General features: G+C 66.5%; 12 protein-coding genes. 5 read left to right on the forward strand and 7 right to left on the reverse strand.

Annotated elements, in window-relative coordinates; all coding sequences use genetic code 11:
* Positions 1–7: 7 nt before the first annotated feature.
* The 3 genes from CH42_RS05590 to CH42_RS05600 form a co-directional block, all read right to left on the reverse strand.
* Positions 8–2,125 (reverse strand): acyl-CoA dehydrogenase family protein, encoded by a 2,118-nt coding sequence (locus CH42_RS05590; RefSeq protein WP_053352238.1) that lies wholly within the window; start codon positions 2,123–2,125, stop codon positions 8–10.
* 203 nt (positions 2,126–2,328) lie between these two features.
* On the reverse strand, positions 2,329–3,981 hold the full coding sequence (locus CH42_RS05595; protein ID WP_053352239.1) for a DEAD/DEAH box helicase: 1,653 nt from the start codon (positions 3,979–3,981) through the stop codon (positions 2,329–2,331).
* A 1-nt stretch (position 3,982) separates the two neighbouring features.
* The gene (locus CH42_RS05600; protein ID WP_053352240.1) at positions 3,983–8,335 is read right to left on the reverse strand and encodes an efflux RND transporter permease subunit; all 4,353 of its coding nucleotides are present in this window, start codon (positions 8,333–8,335) and stop codon (positions 3,983–3,985) included.
* An 88-nt stretch (positions 8,336–8,423) separates the two neighbouring features.
* On the opposite strand from CH42_RS05600, the gene CH42_RS05605 reads away from it, so the two are divergent.
* The gene (locus tag CH42_RS05605) at positions 8,424–9,728 is read left to right on the forward strand and encodes a DUF445 domain-containing protein (protein ID WP_053352241.1); all 1,305 of its coding nucleotides are present in this window, start codon (positions 8,424–8,426) and stop codon (positions 9,726–9,728) included.
* Positions 9,729–9,747: 19 nt separating this feature from the next.
* On the opposite strand, the gene CH42_RS05610 is transcribed toward CH42_RS05605, so the two are convergent.
* A complete protein-coding gene (locus tag CH42_RS05610) occupies positions 9,748–10,377 on the reverse strand; it encodes a hypothetical protein (protein ID WP_053352242.1) in 630 nt (209 codons plus the stop codon).
* A 129-nt stretch (positions 10,378–10,506) separates the two neighbouring features.
* Between CH42_RS05610 and CH42_RS05615 the strand changes: the two genes are divergently transcribed.
* On the forward strand, positions 10,507–10,704 hold the full coding sequence (locus CH42_RS05615) for a DUF3073 domain-containing protein (RefSeq protein WP_053352243.1): 198 nt from the start codon (positions 10,507–10,509) through the stop codon (positions 10,702–10,704).
* Between the two features lie 191 nt (positions 10,705–10,895).
* Here the strand turns inward: CH42_RS05615 and CH42_RS05620 are convergent, their stop codons facing one another.
* The 3 genes from CH42_RS05620 to CH42_RS05630 all read right to left on the reverse strand — a co-directional run bounded on the left by CH42_RS05620 (position 10,896) and on the right by CH42_RS05630 (position 13,312).
* Positions 10,896–11,642: a phosphoglyceromutase gene (locus tag CH42_RS05620; protein ID WP_053352244.1), complete on the reverse strand. Its 747-nt coding sequence runs from the start codon at positions 11,640–11,642 to the stop codon at positions 10,896–10,898.
* Between the two features lie 38 nt (positions 11,643–11,680).
* Positions 11,681–12,820 (reverse strand): CAF17-like 4Fe-4S cluster assembly/insertion protein YgfZ, encoded by a 1,140-nt coding sequence (gene ygfZ, locus CH42_RS05625; RefSeq protein WP_053352245.1) that lies wholly within the window; start codon positions 12,818–12,820, stop codon positions 11,681–11,683.
* Positions 12,821–13,009: 189 nt separating this feature from the next.
* Entirely contained in the window at positions 13,010–13,312 is a 303-nt protein-coding gene (locus CH42_RS05630) for a hypothetical protein (protein ID WP_053352246.1), read from the reverse strand.
* Positions 13,313–13,448: 136 nt separating this feature from the next.
* On the opposite strand from CH42_RS05630, the gene CH42_RS05635 reads away from it, so the two are divergent.
* The 3 genes from CH42_RS05635 to CH42_RS05645 are packed head-to-tail and all read left to right on the forward strand — an operon-like array spanning position 13,449 to position 17,202.
* Entirely contained in the window at positions 13,449–14,120 is a 672-nt protein-coding gene (locus tag CH42_RS05635; RefSeq protein WP_053352247.1) for a winged helix-turn-helix transcriptional regulator, read from the forward strand.
* On the forward strand, positions 14,117–15,076 hold the full coding sequence (mshD, locus tag CH42_RS05640) for a mycothiol synthase (RefSeq protein WP_053352248.1): 960 nt from the start codon (positions 14,117–14,119) through the stop codon (positions 15,074–15,076). The genes CH42_RS05635 and mshD overlap by 4 nt, the downstream gene beginning before the upstream one ends.
* The gene (locus CH42_RS05645; protein ID WP_053352249.1) at positions 15,073–17,202 is read left to right on the forward strand and encodes an RNA degradosome polyphosphate kinase; all 2,130 of its coding nucleotides are present in this window, start codon (positions 15,073–15,075) and stop codon (positions 17,200–17,202) included. Before mshD ends, CH42_RS05645 begins: the two co-directional genes overlap by 4 nt.

The raw sequence follows: 17,202 nt of genomic DNA on the forward strand, positions 1-17,202 counted from the left end.
CTCCACCCTAACGAGCCGCAGCGGCCACCGCCTCGGGAGCCACCGCCGACTGCACACCGGCACGCTGATCCTCCTGTTGCTGTTTGCGCAGCTCTTTCTCGTGAATTGGCCAGGTGCCCGCAGCCCGCTGTGCCTCGACGTAGGCGTGCGCCTCCTCTTGCCGCTCGGCTTCGATACCCGTGGCGATTTCAGCGCGCAACAGTTCGGGCGTCAACCCGAACGGCTCGATGAGGTCGAGCGCGTGGGGGCGCAAGCGGCCGATGAGCCGGTCGATGTACGCGGTCACCGACTCGGCACGGTGCGCCGAGATACGCCCGGCGATGAGATACCACGCCGCGTGCTGCTCGATGAGCCCGAGACCGAAGAGGTCGCGCAACCAGGTAAGCACCTGGCGCGAACCGGGGTCCGCGATCTTGTCGAGCGCCTCCGTGAAGGCCTCCCACTGCAGCAACTCGCCGTGCGCGCGAGCGGCCTCGATCAGCTTGTGCTGCTGGGCGTTGAACACCTCTTCGTTGGCGATCGCCCGAGCGCGCTTGTCGCTCTTCGCAATACCCTTCGTCGCGTCGCGCAGTGCGAGCGCGATCTCGGCAACCATCGTCTGCACACGGTCGGCGAGCAGCTCACGCTGGGCTTCGGGGGTGCGCATGCTCTCGACCGAGCGCGCCACCTGGCCGAGGTCGGCGATGCTCTGCCCGACCTGGCGCAGCCCGAAGCGGCTGACGCGATCCCCCAGCTGCGTCGCAGCAGCCTTTGCCAACGTCGCGCGGTCCGCATTCTTGAACTGGGCCGCGTAATCCGTGAGCAGACGCTTGCCCACGAGCTGCAGCAGCACGTTGTTGTCGCCCTCGAAGGTCACGTAAATGTCGAGATCTGCCCGCAACCCGACGAGGCGGTTCTTAGCGATGAACCCCGAGCCGCCGCAGGCCTCGCGGGCCTCCTGCAACGTATCGAGCGCCGCCCATGTCGACAGCGGCTTGAACGCTGCGGCAAGCGTCTCGAGATCTTCACGGTTCTCGTCCGTGTCTTTGGCCCCCGAAAAGACCTCGTCGAACACGGTCAACAGGCGCTCATCGGCGAACGTCATGGCGTAGGTCTGCGCAAGACGCGGCAGCAGGCGACGCTGATGCTGACCGTAGTCGAGCAGCACTGTTTCGCGCCCGGAGGCACCGGGGAACTGACGACGCTCGCTGCCGTATCGAATCGCGATGCCGAGCGCGGCTTGCATGGCACGCACCGCCGAGCCGTCGAGCGAGACACGACCCTGCACCAGCGTGCCGATCATCGTGAAGAAGCGACGCCCGGGGCTCTCGATCGCCGACGAGTACGTGCCATCGGCAGCGACATCGCCGTATCGATTCAGCAGGTTCTCGCGCGGTACGCGAACGTGCGAGAAGTGCAGACGGCCATTGTCGATGCCGTTCAACCCGCCCTTCACACCATCGTCTTCGCTGCCGACTCCCGGCATCATCTCGCCGCCTGCGGTGCGAATCGGCACGAAGAACGCGTGCACGCCATGGTTCACCCCGCGGGTGATGAGCTGTGCGAAGACGACCGCGGCGCGACCGTGCAGCGCAGCGTTGCCCAGGTAGTCCTTCCACGCGCCACGGAACGGCGTGTGGATCTCGAACTCTTCAGTATCAGCGTCATAGGTCGCCGTAGTGCCGATCGAGGCGACATCTGATCCGTGGCCGATCTCCGTCATCGCGAATGCGCCGGGCAGCGCCAGACTCATCACGTCGGGCAACCACTGCTCGTGGTGCTTCGCGGTGCCCAGGTGCAGAATCGCAGCGCCGAAGAGCCCCCACTGCACCCCGCTCTTGATCTGGAGCGACGGGTCGGCGAGCACGAGCTCCTGGAACGCGGCGATGTTGCCGCCGTGGTTGTCGCTGCCGCCAAGCGCCGTCGGGAACGCGCGCTGAATCGCTCCGGCCTCGACGAGAATGTCCATCTGCTCGAGGGCGCGCTCACGGTGCGCATCCATCGACTGGCCGGGAATGGTGTGCAGTCGGGGATCGCTCGCCAACGCACGCGAGGCGAGGCGTTCGGCCTTCCAGGTGCCGAGCAGGGCGTCGCTGACGACGTCGACATCGATGCGGGGCTGTGACGACGGGGTGGTGTCGGCCATCGGTTCTCCTTCGAGATGACGTTCGGGAGCCGGCCGCGGCGGCCGCGCACCCTCGTCAGGCCAGCGTAGAGAAGCGCCACGACGGCGCCAAGCAGTCCCCCGCTCGTGCACAATGTGCACCGACAACGCACCCCAGTCGAGTTGTACGAAAGCTCTAAATACTCAGCCCTGCGACTATCAGAACCCTCCCACGAGGAGTGTCGTCAGAACCGCTTTGCGAACCCGGGCTCGATGTCCCCGAAGAAGCTGGGGCTGATGCCGGCATCATCGAGGAGGTCGCGCAGGCGCTGCTGTCGCGCTCGCGGAACCAGTACGACGACCTGGCCCGCTTTTCCGGCGCGACCCGTGCGGCCGGATCGATGGAGGTAGATCTTGAAATCGATCGGGGCGTCCGCCTGCACGACGAGGTCGACATCGTCGATGTGCAGACCCCGGGCGGCGACGTCGGTCGCCACAAGCACCGCCGCCTTGCCCGTTGCGAACTTCTCAAGGTTTCGCTCCCGCCGCGCTTGGCTGAGATTGCCGTGAAGCTCGACCGCGCGCACTCCGGCTTCGGTGAGCGTCTCGGTAAGTCGTGCTGCGTACTCGCGGGTGCGGGTGAACACCATGATGCGCCCGCGTCGCCTGACGAGCTCGGCCACCACCTCGTCCTGGTGTTCACGAGACACGACAAAGACGCGATGATCCACCGGCATTGCCGCGGCTTCCTCCGCTTCACGCACGGAGGGGTTGCTGAGAAACTCTGACACGAGGGTCGACACTGATGCATCGAGCGTTGCCGAGAAGAGCAACCGCTGCCCATCGCGCACCGTGTGGCGAAGCACCTGTTGCACGGGCTCGAGGAACCCCAGGTCACACATGTGGTCGGCCTCGTCGATGACCGACACTCGCACGTCGCGCAGGTCGAGTCGACGGCGCTGCACCAGATCGAGCACCCGACCCGGGGTACCGATGACGATGTCCACCCCGCGCTCGAGCGCGTGCAGTTGCGGCTCGATCGGCATGCCTCCCACCATCTGTGCAGTGTAGAAGCCGACCGAGCGAGCCAACGGCTGCACGGTGCGATCGATCTGCAAAGCGAGCTCGCGAGTTGGTGCGAGGATCAACGCTTTGGGTGTGCGCACCTGCCCCTTCGGGGCGCGCACGCCGCGCTGCACCCGGTGCTTTGCAGGCGCCGGATCCGTCGAGAACGCCCCTTCGGCTTTAAGGCGCAGCAGACGTTCCACGATTGCAGCACCGAATGCAATCGTCTTCCCCGAACCCGTGCGGGCTCGGCCCAGCACATCGCGCCCGGCAATGGTGTCGGGAATGGTGGCCGCTTGGATGGGGAACGGGCTCTTCGCCCCCAGTTCGCCAAGCACGCGAATCAGATTGCCGCCGAGTCCGAGATCACTGAACGACAGCGCTGCGGCCTCTGCAGCGGTCGTCAGTTGAGCATCGAGTCGCTCCGGAGCCTCGCTCGCCACAGCAGGGGCCGCCCCGGAAGATGCGCGAGGCGTCGCCCGCTTCGCCGATCCTTCGCCATCGAAGGCATACACCCGGGCGCCGCCTCTGGTGCTGCCACTGGCGTCGCCCCGCGAAGTCTCGCGCGAGTTGTCGCGCCGGCCCGCGTCAGCGCGAGGCATCGAACGACGACCTTGCACCGCACCGCCGGCGCGAGACTCGGTCCGAGCCCCGCCGCCCCGTGAATCGCGTCGCGCAGCGTCGGCCGACTGCTCCCGCCCGCCTCGCGGCGCCGACGGATCCTGCGGCTCCGACGCACCGCGCCGCCCCGGCGCACCGCCTGACCGCTTGCGCCCTCGATTCGGGTCGTAGTTGGCGGGTGGTTTGAATCCGCCGCGCTTCTTCTGCGCCATCTCAGCGTTCCTCGGTGGAGTCAGTCGGTTGGGGATCGTCGGTCCGTGTGTGTTCGGTCGCACCCGGATCTGCAGCATGACCGGCCGCCTCGTCGACCTCCTGCGTCGCCTGCCACATGAGCTGCTCCCAGTCGAGCTCGCCGGTCACCGGCGGAGCGGGCTCCTGCGTCTCTGCGGCAGCTTCGGGCTGCGGCAGCACGAGCGGCGTCGTCGCAGCGTCGATGTCGGAGTGCGCGAACAACGGGGCGACCGACTCAACCGGCTCCGTCAGTTCGGGCTCCGGCTCGGGCTCTGGCTCGGGCTCGACTGGAGTCTCAACGTTGTCAGACTGCGAGTCGCCCACGGCGTCATCCTCGGGATTCGGCACAATGCTCTGGGCGAGGGCTGGCTCTGGAGCGAGCCAGGTTTCTGGTGCGGTCCACGGTTCCGGATCGATCTGCGTCGGCGCATCGGGCACCCCGTGGACACCGGCAGCCCGAATCGGTGCGTCGTCGTCAGCGTCAGCGCCGTCGGGCTCGCGCACCAGATCGCTCAGTGGGTTATCCGTGCCGGTGAACCCGAGATCAGAGAGATCCATCGACATCTGCTGCGTCGACGGCCCCATCGCTTCGTGACCGTTTTCGGGAACACGACCGAACTCGTGCGGTTCGGGATCGAGCTCGACGCCTTGTGTCGGCTCCACGTCGACGACGTGATCGGGTGCGAGCAGTTCCCATCCGGATGGCGCAGAAGATGCGATGGGAGCGGCGGCCCCGACGTGATCGGTGCGCACGGAATCGTCGGCGGCCTCGGTGTTCACCGATGCCGGTTCGATTGTGACGGGTGCGGTCGTCGGGGCAGGAGCAATCACGGTGTCGGAAGCGACCTCCGGCTCAGGCCCGGGCGCCGGCAGAGGCGCTGACATCGGCGGAGCCGCCGTCACCGGCTGACCGAAAGCGGCGGACATCTGGCTCTCGGGTGACGCCTCGGGCACCCCGTGGGCGGGATGCCCCGCGTCGCCCAATCCGCTGGCGGCGCCGACTCCCAAGCCCATCGCTCCAGCACCAGCGTCAGCACCCGCAGCGCTGGCACCGGTGCGCCCGAACGTACCGCGTCGACGGCGCGGCTGCGGTGCCGACGCCGCGTCTCCGGTCGCGACGGCGAGCGGACCGGTCGGGTCGCGCGGATCCGGCGCAGCATTGGCGCTCCGTCGCCGAGGCCCGGTCTCTCGACGCCGTTCAACGAGGTAGTAGAGCGTGGGGAGCACCACGAGCGTCAGTACCGTCGACGACAGCAGACCACCGATCACGACGACAGCGAGGGGCTGCGAGATGAACCCGCCCTTGCCGGTGATTCCCAGCGCCATCGGCGTGAGCGCGAGAATGGTCGCCAGGGCGGTCATCACGATGGGCCGCAGACGTTGCAGTGAGCCGTGCAGCACGGCGTCGCGCAGTGTATCACCGCGCACGCGGTATTGGTTCACGAGATCAATGAGCACGATCGCATTCGTGACGACGATGCCGACGAGCATGAGCACGCCAATGAGCGATGCCACCCCGAGCGGGATGCCGGTGGCGATCAGCAGAAGAATCGTGCCGGTCGCGGCGAATGGCACCGAGATCAGCAACAGCAGCGGCTGCAGCAGGCTGCGGAATGTCGCCACCATGACGACATACACGATCAAAATCGCGGCCAGCAGCGCCAGGCCGAGCTGCTGGAAGGCATCGGACTGCTGCGAGAGCACTCCCCCGACCTCGGCTTTCGCCCCCTGCGGCAGTTCGATGCTCTCGAGTGCGGCGCTCACCTGCGCACCGGCGGAGCCGAGATCGTCGGCCTGGGGCAGCGCGGAGACCGTCACCGATCGGGCACCGTCCTGGGTGCGCACGGTGACCGGGCCGTCGGCGACCTGAACGGTTGCGAGGCTGCTCAGCGCCTGGGGGCCGTTGGCGGTTTGAATCGTCAAGGCGGAGACCCCCGCCACGTCGGTCGGCGCAACGCCGTTCGCCAGGTAGACCGCAACGGTGTTGGCATCGATCGTGATCTGGCCGACCTGCGCGGGGTGCATCTGCTGCGCGACCTGCCCGGCGACTCCCGCCTCGGTCAGGCCTGCCTGGGCGGCGAGCGTGCGATCCACCGTGACGGCAAGGTACTGGCGTGAAACACCGAGATCGCTCTCCACCTGCTGCAGTGCCGAGATGTCTGACAGTGCTTGAACCACGGCATCGCTTGCCTGTGCGAGCGAATCCTGGTCGGGAGCGGTGACATTGACCTCGATCGCGCTCGACCCGGTCACGCCTCCGCCCGACTGACTGATGGAGAATGTTCCGGCGTCGTCGAGAGCGTCGACGGCGGCGCGAATGTCGTCTTGGGCCTGCGCCTGGTTCGCGTCGGCGTTCGTGGTGATGGAGTAGTTCACCGCACCGTCTCCGCCGCCTCCGAACAACGCCGCGGCCCCGCCGGCGCTGCCGATGGTCACCTGCACGCTCTCGATCGAGCTGATGGGGTCGAGTGCCTGCTCCACTTTCTCGGCCTGCGCCAACTGCGTGTCGAGGCTCGTTCCCGGAGCAAGATTCTGCACGAGCCCGACAGAATTCTGTTCATCGGAGCCGATGAAGTTCGTCTTGAGCAGCGGTGTCACCGCCAGGCCGAGCGTGCCGATGAAGATTGCGAGCGCGATGGCGAGCGTCTTCAACGGACTGTGCAGCGTCCATTCGATGATCGGTCGATACCAGCGCTGCAGGCGCGTCGGGTGCGCATCGATTTCGGCGCCGGCCTGGTACTTCGCGTCTTCGCCGCTGCCGGCCGTGATGAAGCCGTCTCGACGTCGCGCGGGCCCGGTGCGCAAGAACCAGTGGGCCAGCACCGGCACGATCGTGAGCGAGACGAGCAGCGATGCGATGAGGGCGATGGTGACGGTGAAGGCGAAGGGGCGGAAGAGTTCGCCGACCATGCCGCCCACGAAGGCCATAGGCAGGAAGACCGCGACTGTGGTAATCGTCGACGCGGTGATCGCACCGGCGACCTCTCGCACTGCGGCAATGATGACCTGCGCCCGGTCTCCGCCATCCGTGAGGTGCCGTTTGATGTTCTCGATCACCACGATCGAGTCGTCGACGACGCGACCGATGGAAATGGTGAGCGCGCCCAGCGTGAGCAGGTTGAGCGTGTAGTCGGCGAAGTTCAACCCGACAAAGGTGAGCAGCACAGAAGTCGGAATCGAGATTGCCGTCACCAGCGTTGCGCGAATCGACATCAGGAAGACCAGAATGACGAGCACGGCGAAGACGAGACCGAGCAGACCTTCGGTCGTGAGCGTCTCGATCGACTGCTCCACGTAGGGCGCCTGATCGAAGATCACGGTCAACTGGGCGCCGCCCAACTGATCCTCGAGGTCGGAGAGCTGGGCTTGCACCGCGTGCGAGACATCGACGGTGTTCGCCGCCGACGTCTTCGTCACGGCGATCGTGAGCGCCGAGGCGCCGTTCACCCGCGAAATACTCGTCTCGGGCCCCGGCTCGAGCGACACCGTCGCGACCGCACCGATGGTGGCCGGAACCGGCGCCGCAGCGGCGTCATCCGCGAGCCCCGGTGCTTGCGCCGCGGCCTGCTGCGCAGCGAGCTGTTCGGCGCTCACCGCGAGCGGCAGCGCGGCGATCTCATCGGCGGAGTGCAGCTCGGTACCCGCTTGCACCGCGAGCGTGCGATCGCCCTCGGTGACCGATCCCGCCGCGATGAGCACGCCGCTCTGCTGCAGGGTGTCGGTGATGGTCTGCGCGCTGAGCCCCTGAGCCGCGAGTGCTTCGAAGTTCGGCGCGATGGTGATGCGCTCCGTGCGCGCACCGGTGATCTGCGCGTCGCGCACGCCGTCGATATCGGAGAGGTCGGGAATCGCCGTGCGCTCGGCCAGTGCCGCTGTCGACTCTGGAGTTTCGCCCTCGGCAGGCGTGACGGCGATCTGAATGATCGGGAAGTCGTCGATGCTGCCCGAGACCACCTGGGTGTCCGCTGCGTCCGGGAGCATCTGTGAGATCCGACTGATCGCACGCTCCACTTTCTGCTCGGTCGATGCGAGGTCGACCCCGTACGTGAACTGTGCAAGCACGGTGGAGGTGCCCGTGCTCGACGTTGCCGAAGACGACTCGAGCTGGGGCACGCCGCGCAGCGCGGTTTCGATGGGCACCGAGACGTCTTTGTTGACGACCTCGGGTGAGGCTCCCGGGTAGCTCGTGACCACCGCGATCGTCGGGAACTGCACCGATGGCATCAGCTCCTGCTTGAGCGATCCGACTCCGATCAAGCCGAACACGGCGGCAACGATCGTGACGAGCGCGATCAGTGCACGGTTTTTGAGGCTGAGCGCGGTGAGCAAATGCATGGGCACGATTATCCCACGCGGGGTGCGACATTCCGGGGTTCCCAGCTTCCCCGTGGAAGGCCCTCGCGCAAAGGAGGATAATACTGGGATGCCGCAGCCCCGCACGCGCCGCACTCTTGGCGCCGTCTCCGACGCCGACTTCCAGCGCCTCGCCGAGCTCCGCCGTATGCAGACCATCGCGGTGGCGCTGCTGATCGCGATGGCGGTGCTCTTCGTCATCTCGTTCGTGCTGCAGGCGCGCTTTCCGGCCTGGGGGTTCGTGCGCGCGGCGAGCGAGGGCGGCATGGTCGGCGCTCTCGCCGACTGGTTCGCGGTCACCGCACTGTTCCGGCATCCCCTCGGCATCAAGATTCCGCACACCAACCTCATCTCTCAGAAGAAGAACGACATCGGAGAGGGGCTGGGCTCGTTCGTCGAAGAGAACTTCCTCGCCGACGAGGTCGTGCACAACAAGCTTTCGGAAATCAGCGGTGCACGCCGGGCCGGCGAGTGGCTGTCGGATCGCCGCAGCGCAGAGCGGGTCGGCGAGATGGTGGCGAATGCTGGTCTCGGCACGCTTGCCGTACTCGACGATGACGACGTGCAGGAGCTGATCGAGGTACTCGTGCGGCGACACGTCGTCGAACCCGAATGGGGGCCGTTGCTGGGCCGCGCAACCGAGACGTTCGTGGCGGGCGGCCATCACGGCGCACTGCTCGACATCGCTGCGGATCGCCTCGCCGAATGGCTCATCGCCCACCCCGCAGCCTTCGACCGCGTCATCTCTTCCCGCCTCCCGTCATGGGTGCCGAGCGTCGTCGATCGCTTCGTCGATAATCGACTGCATGCCGAATCCGTGAAGTTTGCGCAGAACGTGGCGCGCGACCCCGAGCATCCCGCACGCATCGCAATCGCCCGGTTCCTCACCGACCTCGCCGGCGACTTGCAGCAGCAGGAGCACTTACAGCAGCAGTTGGAGTCGTTCAAGCGCGAAGTCTTCGACAGCCCGCGCATTCGTGCGCTCGCGGCGAGCACCTGGCGCACGGCGCGAGCGGCGATCGTCGAGATGCTGCAGGATCCGCAGAGTGACTTGCGCGTGCGTATGGTCAGCGCCGCGCAAGACTTCGGGCGCAAACTGCAAGAGGACGCAACCCTGCAGTACAAGATCGATGTCTGGGTCATGGAGGTGGTGGAGCACCTCGTGCGTACCTATCGCCATGATCTTGCGAATGTGATCACCGAAACGGTGCAGCGCTGGGATGCGCAAGAGGCCGCGGAGAAGATCGAGCTGCAGGTCGGCAAGGATCTGCAGTTCATCCGCATCAATGGCACCCTCGTGGGCTCCCTCGCGGGTCTCGTCATCTACACGATTGCCACGCTGGTGATCTCTCCGCTGGCCGGGATCTCGCACTGACGCCGAGCGGCGCCGTCGATCACTCGCGATACGCGACGGGCAGCAGCAGGTCTTGCACGCGATCTGACGATGCGGTGTGATCCGCCCGGGTCGCGATCGCACAACGCTGCACTCGGCAGTCAAGGCCGTCGATCTCTGGCTCCGGCACGGTGAGCTCGACCGAGAAGTCTCCGTCTTCGGTGAACGTGTGCGTGGCGAAGTTGCTCCACGCCCAATCGTTCGTCACCCATGCACTCGACAGGTGACTGAGATCGGCATCACCCGATTGGGCGCCCTCGGGGATTCCCCCCAGGCACGGCCCCGGTTTCTCATCAGCGGTGGCCGGGATCGCGCAGATGGCAACGTATATGCCGATGCCTGCATCGAAACCGCCGCCGTCAATCTGCAACTGCTGCCCAGGCTCAAGCGCATCGAGGGCGGCCGGCGCGCCGTCGGCGTTCTGCGCGGTCAGCGTGCGGGTGCGGTCGTCGGCGCCGGTGGCGGTGACCGCCGACACGATGGTGTCGGGCACCGCCTGACCTGACCCGCCAGCACTGCGATGCAGCAGGATCGGCGCGACCACTGCGGCCGCGGCGACGAGCACGAGCGCTGCAATGATCAGCAGCGCGATGAGCGCGATTCGTACGGGGCGTGATCGCGTCGAAAGCATGACCTCATGCTAACGCGCACGGCGTAGTGAGCAGACTCATCATGCTAGAATCTGCACCATACGTCTATGAACTGGTATCTGCCTCGGGGAGCATATCCCGCGGGGCCCGAATGTGTAAGGGGGTCACGCATGGGGCGCGGCCGTCAAAAGGCAAAGCACACCAAGGTCGCCCGGGAGCTGAAGTATTTCAGCCCGGATACGAACTACTCTGCGCTGCAACGAGAACTCTCCGCGGCCGAGGCCGCTGAGGCATCGCGCGTTCGCGAGGAAGATCCTTGGGCGGAATATGCCAGCAAGTACAACGCGGAAGACGACGACGAGGATTAAGTTCCACGCGTCGCATCGCTTCGCGGTACACGAGTAAGGGCCCCTCCTCTGGAGGGGCCCTTACTCGTGCCTGAACGCACGATCGTGAGATTCCGGCGCCGGATGCCGACGCTGCCGGCAATCGGTGTCAATTTCTGCGCGAAATCGTCGTTCATTCGCGCAGAAATCGACACCGATTCGGCTGTTTGCGTCTAGTGGCCTTTGCCCTGCGCGGCAACGGCCGCGGCGCCGGCAGCAGCGGCCTCAGGATCGAGGTACCGGCCGGGGCCGGTCGGCGTGCCGTCGTCGTTGATCTCGTAGACCAGCGGCATGCCCGTCGGAATGTTGACGCCGGCGATGTCTTCGTCTGAAATGCCGTCGAGGTGCTTCACGAGCGCGCGCAGCGAGTTGCCGTGCGCGGTGACGAGCACCGTGTTGCCAGCGCGGAGGTCGGTGAGAATGTCGCTCTCCCAGTAGGGCAGCATGCGATCGATCACATCAGCGAGGCACTCGGTCTGCGGGCGCTCACCATCGATGTGCGCGTATCGGGGGTCGCCCGCCTGCGACCACTCGCTCGAGTCGTCGAGCACGGGGGGCGGGGTGTCGAACGAGCGTCGCCATTCCATGAACTGCTCTTCGCCATACTTCTCGAGCGTCTCCGCCTTGTCGAGCCCCTGCAGGGCCCCGTAGTGGCGCTCGTTGAGTCGCCACGAGCGGCGCACCGGCACCCAGAGCCGGTCAGCGGTTTCGAGTGCGAGATGAGCCGTCTGAATCGCCCGGCTGAGCACCGAGGTGTGCAGCACGTCGGGCACCAAGCCGGCCTCGGCGAGCAGCTCGCCGGCCCGTGCGGCCTCCGTGCGGCCCTGGTCGGTGAGTCGCACATCGACCCATCCGGTGAAGAGGTTCTTCTGGTTCCAGTCACTCTGCCCGTGACGCAGCAGGATCAGCGTATTCGTCATACGCCCCAGTCTATGGGCGCACGATCACCGCTGCGCAGTCAGAGCCGCTGCAACCGGGGAATGTCTCGCGTCGCCCCGGCCTCGGGCGGCACGATCGTCTCTTGCGTCGCCGCGATGGGCTCTTCCGCTGCCGCACTCGCATCGTTCCCGTTCGGCCCGCTGCGGACTTCGAGGATCGCGTCTTCAGCGACCGAACGCTTCAGCAGCGCGAGCGCGATGCCGCCCCACTCGTAGTGCAGCGCTGCACGGGTCACGCGGCCGACCGGCCGGGCCGCTGGATCGTTCGCGGATCCGGCACCCGCGAACACCAGTGCGCCGGCGACCGGCAGCTCCCCTGCCAGCCCGTCGAGATGCAGCAGCGCGAGGCGACGCGGCGGGTGCCCGAGATTGTGCACTTTCGCGACCGTCTCTTGCCCGCGGTAGCAGCCCTTCGTAAGGTGCACCGCCGTACGCATCCAGTCGAGTTCGTGCGGGATCGCCCGCTCATCGGCGTCCCCGGCCTGCGACGGGCGCCAGGCGCGCACCTCGAGCGCGTCGAGCGCGAGTGACCCCGCAGCGCGCACGGTGCCGGAGCGCACCAGCGCCGTCACGGCATCGATGCGATCTCGAGGGAAGACGAAGTGAGTGGCTGACCAGTCGGCGCCCGCATGCCGAGCGTCAGATCGGGCGTACTGCACGCCTCCACGGCTCACCGACGCCCAGGGGTCATTCCATTCGACCTCGGGCTCGAGCGCACGCACCGCATCGGCAGCATCGCCCGCGAATGCGAGCGCCGCGGCATGCGATGTGCTGACGTCTTCGACGGCAACGCGGAGCGCGAATCGCATGCGCTGAAGAAACTCGGTCAGCGGTGTTGCAGAGCCCTGGTCGACGAGCAACCAGGTGCGCTCGCCATCGTCGATAACCCGCGCCGCACGTTCGATGCGCCCGTTGGCGTCGAGCAGCAACGTCTCGGTGCTCTCGCCCGGCGGCAGACCGAGCAACTGCTGACTCGTCATCGAGTGCAACCAGCTCAGGCGGTCTTGACCCGACACCACGACGATGCCGTGGTGCGAGAGATCGACGACCGCCTTTCCCTCGTCGAGCGCACGCTGCTCGACGAGGGGCTCACCGTAGTGCCGAGCAACGCCCAGGTCGGCGTCGATGATCGCGCCGGGCAGCGCGGCGAACGGATTCATGCGAGAGGCCCGAGCGTCGACAGCAGGCGTGCGCTTAGCGCTGCCCCTTGAAGAGCTTGTAGATGACCGTGCCCGAGACCCAGGCGATCGCGAGCGACGCCAGGCCGAGCAGTCCGAGGAAGAAGAGTTCGAGCGCGAGAAGCATGCTGTCAGTCTATACCGTCGGGTACTGCGGGAGAACGGCACGAATCAGCGCGAGAAAAGCAGCCCGATCACATCGATGACAGCGATGACCACCACAGACCCAGCGACGCTGAATGCGACACGGGTGATGAAGCCTTCGCGCTGCGCCGTGCCGAGCTGCAGCCCGAACGTGACCAGTGTCGAGACGCCGATGGCGAGCACCAACCACGAGAAGCGGTGCTCGGGGGCAACGAGCACGGAGACGAGCACCCCGATCACCGCAGCGACCGCCCACGCGATGATGAGCCGCGAAACGTGCCACGAGTGCGCATCAGGCATCTCGGAGGTCGGAGGCGGCGTCTCGGTCATCAGCCCATTGTTCCACACCGGTGGTTTTCGACCGCTCCGCAACGTTCAATGCCGTGAAACATGAACGAAACGGCCGCGAAACAGGGCGCTGAGTACTATGAATCCAGACCAACCGGACAAGGAAGGGAGCGAATCGATGCAGCTGCTCTGCCTGTCGGATCGTGATCCTGCGGACTCGCTCCCGGGCCTCGATCTCCTGCCGCACGACGTGCGGACGTCTCCGCTCTCACTGCGCGTGCCCGAGACGATGGCCGATCGCTTCGATGCGATCCTGATCGATGGCACACTCGACGCCCGGCGTGCGCGCGCGGCGTGCCTCAGCCTCATTGACGGCAGCGAAACACCGCGCGTCGTCGTGCTCCCTGAAGTCGCGCTGACCGCACTGACCCCGGATTGGGGGGTGCAAGAACTGCTCCTGCCCACCGCCAGCCCGGTCGAGATCGAATTGCGTCTCCGACTCCTCGAACGTCCGCAAGCCGCCGAACAGCCCTCGGCGGTGCACGCGGCCGGTGTCGTCATTGACGAGTCCAACTTCACCGCGCGCCTGTTCGGGCGCCCGCTCGACCTCACTTACAAGGAGTTCGAGCTGCTCCACTTCCTGGCCGGCAACCCCGGTCGCGTATTCACTCGTGAGCAGCTGCTCAGTGATGTGTGGGGCACCGACTACTTCGGCGGCACGCGCACCGTCGACGTGCACGTGCGGCGGCTCCGTGCCAAGCTGGGCGAACACGAGGGCCTGATCAGCACGGTTCGCGGCGTCGGGTACGGCTTCGCTCGGGCTCGCACCGAGGAGGAGAGCCCCGAATGACGCGTCTCGAGTCGCACATCGCCGAACGATCGTCCGACTTCGAGACCGCCCGCGCGATCGCTCACGCTGCCGAGACGCACGACGGCTCGGCCCCCGTTTCTGACCAGGCGATGCTCGCAGCTACTCAGGGCGAGCGCACCCTCTTGCTCTTCACCAATGCCGGCGATCCGGATCCCGTGGCCTTCGGCATTGTCGGCGATGGCGAGGTCGATCTCGCCGTGCTTCCTGAGGCCCGTGGCCGCGGGGTCGGTCGCGCCGCGCTCAGCATGCTGCTCGAGACTGCCGGAGACGAATCTGCGTTTCTCGCTTGGGCGCACGGGGTGAACCCTGCCGCCGAATCGCTGCTGACGGGAGCGGGCTTTACCCCCGTGCGGTCGCTGTACCGCATGGCGCTCGATCCGGCGCTGCTTCCCGACCGAGCTCAAGATCCGCTCGCCCTCGATATTCCCTCGGGGTTCACCCTGCGTGCCTTCGACCCGGCGCAGACCACTGACGCCGGAGTGTGGGTGCGCGCAAACGCATCGGCATTCGCGACCCACCCCGAGCAAGGGCGCATCACCGAGGCCGACTTCGCGCTGATCTGCGCGGAACCGTGGTTCGACGCCGACGATCTGCTACTGCTCATCTCCGACGCAGGCACTGATTCGGGGCTCGTGGCAGGCGAGGCCGCCGGCTCCACCTGGATCAAGACGGTGCGCGGCGAAACCGTCGAGACCGAGCTCTACGCCGTCGGGGTTCGCCCGGAATTCGCCGGCCGCGGCTTCGGCCGCCTGCTGCTCGATGCCACCCTCGCGCGCATGGCGCAGCATTCGCCCGATCGCGTCTCGCTCTATGTCGATGGCGAGAACACCCGGGCCGTCGAGCTGTATGAACGCGCGGGGTTCACCATTGATTCACGTAGCCGCCAGTGGCGGCGACCCCCAGTGTCGGTGCCGGGTGCCACAATGGACGCATGAACGACGACATCAGCGAGATTGCCGACGGCACCATCGAGCTCCCGGCCGATCGATACATCGACCGCGAGCTGAGCTGGCTCGCGTTCAATCAGCGCGTGCTCGAGCTCGCCGAAGATCCGTCGACACCGCTGCTTGAGCGTGCGAACTTCCTCGCAATTTTTGCGGCGAACCTCGACGAGTTCTTCATGGTGCGCGTGGCCGGCCTGAAGCGCCGCATTGTGACGGGTCTGGCCGTACCGACCAATGTGGGGCGCGCGCCGACCGAGGTGCTCGCCGACATCAACCGCCGGGCGTACGAGCTGCAGTTGCGCCACGCCGAGTGCTTCCGCGGCGATGTGATGCCGGCGCTCGCCGAAGCCGGCATCAAGATCGTCGAGTGGGAAGATCTCGACGACGCCGATCGCGAGATCCTCACCGATTACTACGAGCAGCGCATCTACCCGGTGCTCATGCCGCTCGCCGTCGATCCGGCGCACCCCTTCCCCTACATTTCGGGGCGCGCATTGAACGTCTCCATTCGCGTGCGCAACCCCAACACCGACAAGGTCGAGTTCGCCCGCCTGAAGGTGCCCCAGATGATCCCGCGGTACGTGCGCGTAGACGGGCGCGAGAGCGTCGACGACGTACGCTACATCCCACTTGAAGCGCTCATCGCGAACCAGCTCGACGGCTTGTTCCCCGGCATGGAGGTCATTGACCACCACGTCTTCCGCGTGACGCGCAACGAAGACGTCGAGATCGAAGAAGACGAGACTGAGAACCTGATTCAGGCGCTTGAGAAAGAGCTGCTGCGGCGCCGATTCGGGCCGCCCATCCGCCTCGAGATCTCCGACGACATGGACGAGGCAACGCTTGAACTGCTCGTTCGCGAGTTCGACATCGATGAGCAGCAGGTGTACACCCTGCCCGCGCCGCTCGACCTAAGCGGCCTCTTCGCGTTGACCCGCGTCGCGCGCCCTGACCTCAAGTTCACGCCCCACATCCCGGTGACGCACCCGCAGTTCCGATCGAGCTCGCCGAGTGAGAAGCCCGACACGTTTGCCGCGATCGCGCGTCGCGAGGTGCTCGTGCACCACCCGTACGAGTCGTTCTCGACCAGCGTGCAGGCGTTCGTCGAGCAGGCGGCGACCGACCCCGATGTGCTCGCGATCAAGCAGACCCTGTATCGCACGTCAGGCGACAGCCCCATCGTCGCTTCGCTCATCAAGGCAGCCGAAGCGGGCAAGCAGGTGCTTGCGCTCGTCGAGGTCAAAGCACGATTCGATGAAGAGGCGAACATCACCTGGGCCCGCAAGCTCGAGCAAGCGGGTGTGCACGTGGTCTACGGCCTCGTCGGGCTCAAGACCCACTGCAAGCTCGTCCACGTGATTCGCGAAGAGGGCGGGCGCCTCGCCCACTACTGCCACATCGGCACCGGCAACTACAACCCGAAGACGAGTCGCATCTACGAAGACTTCGGCCTGTTCACCTCGTCGCCCGAGGTGGGTCGCGATGTGACGAAGCTCTTCAACGTGCTCTCGGGGTACGCCATCGAAACCGACTACGACCGCCTGCTCGTCGCGCCCCTGCAGCTGCGCAGCGGGCTGCTCGAGCGCATCGAGCGCGAGGCCGAGCACGCACGTGCCGGCCGGCCGAGCGGCATCAAGCTCAAGGGCAACTCGATGGTCGACGAGACGATCATCGATGCGCTGTACCGTGCGAGCCAGGCCGGCGTGCCGATCGATGTGTGGATGCGCGGCATCTGCTCCATCCGCGCCGAGGTCCCCGGGCTCTCCGAGACCATCCGCGTGCGCTCCGTGCTCGGCCGCTATTTGGAGCACTCGCGCATCTTCTCATTCGAGAACGACGGCGAACGCGAAGTCTTCATCGGCAGTGCAGACCTCATGCACCGCAATCTCGACCGACGCATCGAAGTGCTCGTGCGCCTCGAAGAGCGTGAGCACCTCGCGCGCATCGACCGGTTCTTCGACTTCGCGTTCAGCGACGACGTGTCGTCATGGCGCATGCTGCCCGACGGCAACTGGCACCGCTCAGTCGTCAATGCGGCCGGTGAGAAGCTCCCCGACCTGCAAGACCTCGTCATGGACGACCGCACCGAGGCGCGTCGCGCGCGCCGGGCACGGTGA

The sequence above is a fragment of the Leucobacter musarum subsp. musarum genome, assembly GCF_001273845.1.
Lineage (GTDB): Bacteria > Actinomycetota > Actinomycetes > Actinomycetales > Microbacteriaceae > Leucobacter > Leucobacter musarum.

Coding starts and splice junctions, on each gene's coding strand:
- CH42_RS05630 (WP_053352246.1), bottom strand. CDS start 13,312: ATGACCGAGACGCCGCCTCCGACCTCCGAGATGCCTGATGCGCACTCG.
- CH42_RS05600 (WP_053352240.1), bottom strand. CDS start 8,335: ATGCATTTGCTCACCGCGCTCAGCCTCAAAAACCGTGCACTGATCGCG.
- CH42_RS05620 (WP_053352244.1), bottom strand. CDS start 11,642: ATGACGAATACGCTGATCCTGCTGCGTCACGGGCAGAGTGACTGGAAC.
- CH42_RS05635 (WP_053352247.1), top strand. CDS start 13,449: ATGCAGCTGCTCTGCCTGTCGGATCGTGATCCTGCGGACTCGCTCCCG.
- CH42_RS05615 (WP_053352243.1), top strand. CDS start 10,507: ATGGGGCGCGGCCGTCAAAAGGCAAAGCACACCAAGGTCGCCCGGGAG.
- ygfZ (WP_053352245.1), bottom strand. CDS start 12,820: ATGAATCCGTTCGCCGCGCTGCCCGGCGCGATCATCGACGCCGACCTG.
- CH42_RS05645 (WP_053352249.1), top strand. CDS start 15,073: ATGAACGACGACATCAGCGAGATTGCCGACGGCACCATCGAGCTCCCG.
- CH42_RS05595 (WP_053352239.1), bottom strand. CDS start 3,981: ATGGCGCAGAAGAAGCGCGGCGGATTCAAACCACCCGCCAACTACGAC.
- CH42_RS05590 (WP_053352238.1), bottom strand. CDS start 2,125: ATGGCCGACACCACCCCGTCGTCACAGCCCCGCATCGATGTCGACGTC.
- CH42_RS05610 (WP_053352242.1), bottom strand. CDS start 10,377: ATGCTTTCGACGCGATCACGCCCCGTACGAATCGCGCTCATCGCGCTG.
- CH42_RS05605 (WP_053352241.1), top strand. CDS start 8,424: ATGCCGCAGCCCCGCACGCGCCGCACTCTTGGCGCCGTCTCCGACGCC.
- mshD (WP_053352248.1), top strand. CDS start 14,117: ATGACGCGTCTCGAGTCGCACATCGCCGAACGATCGTCCGACTTCGAG.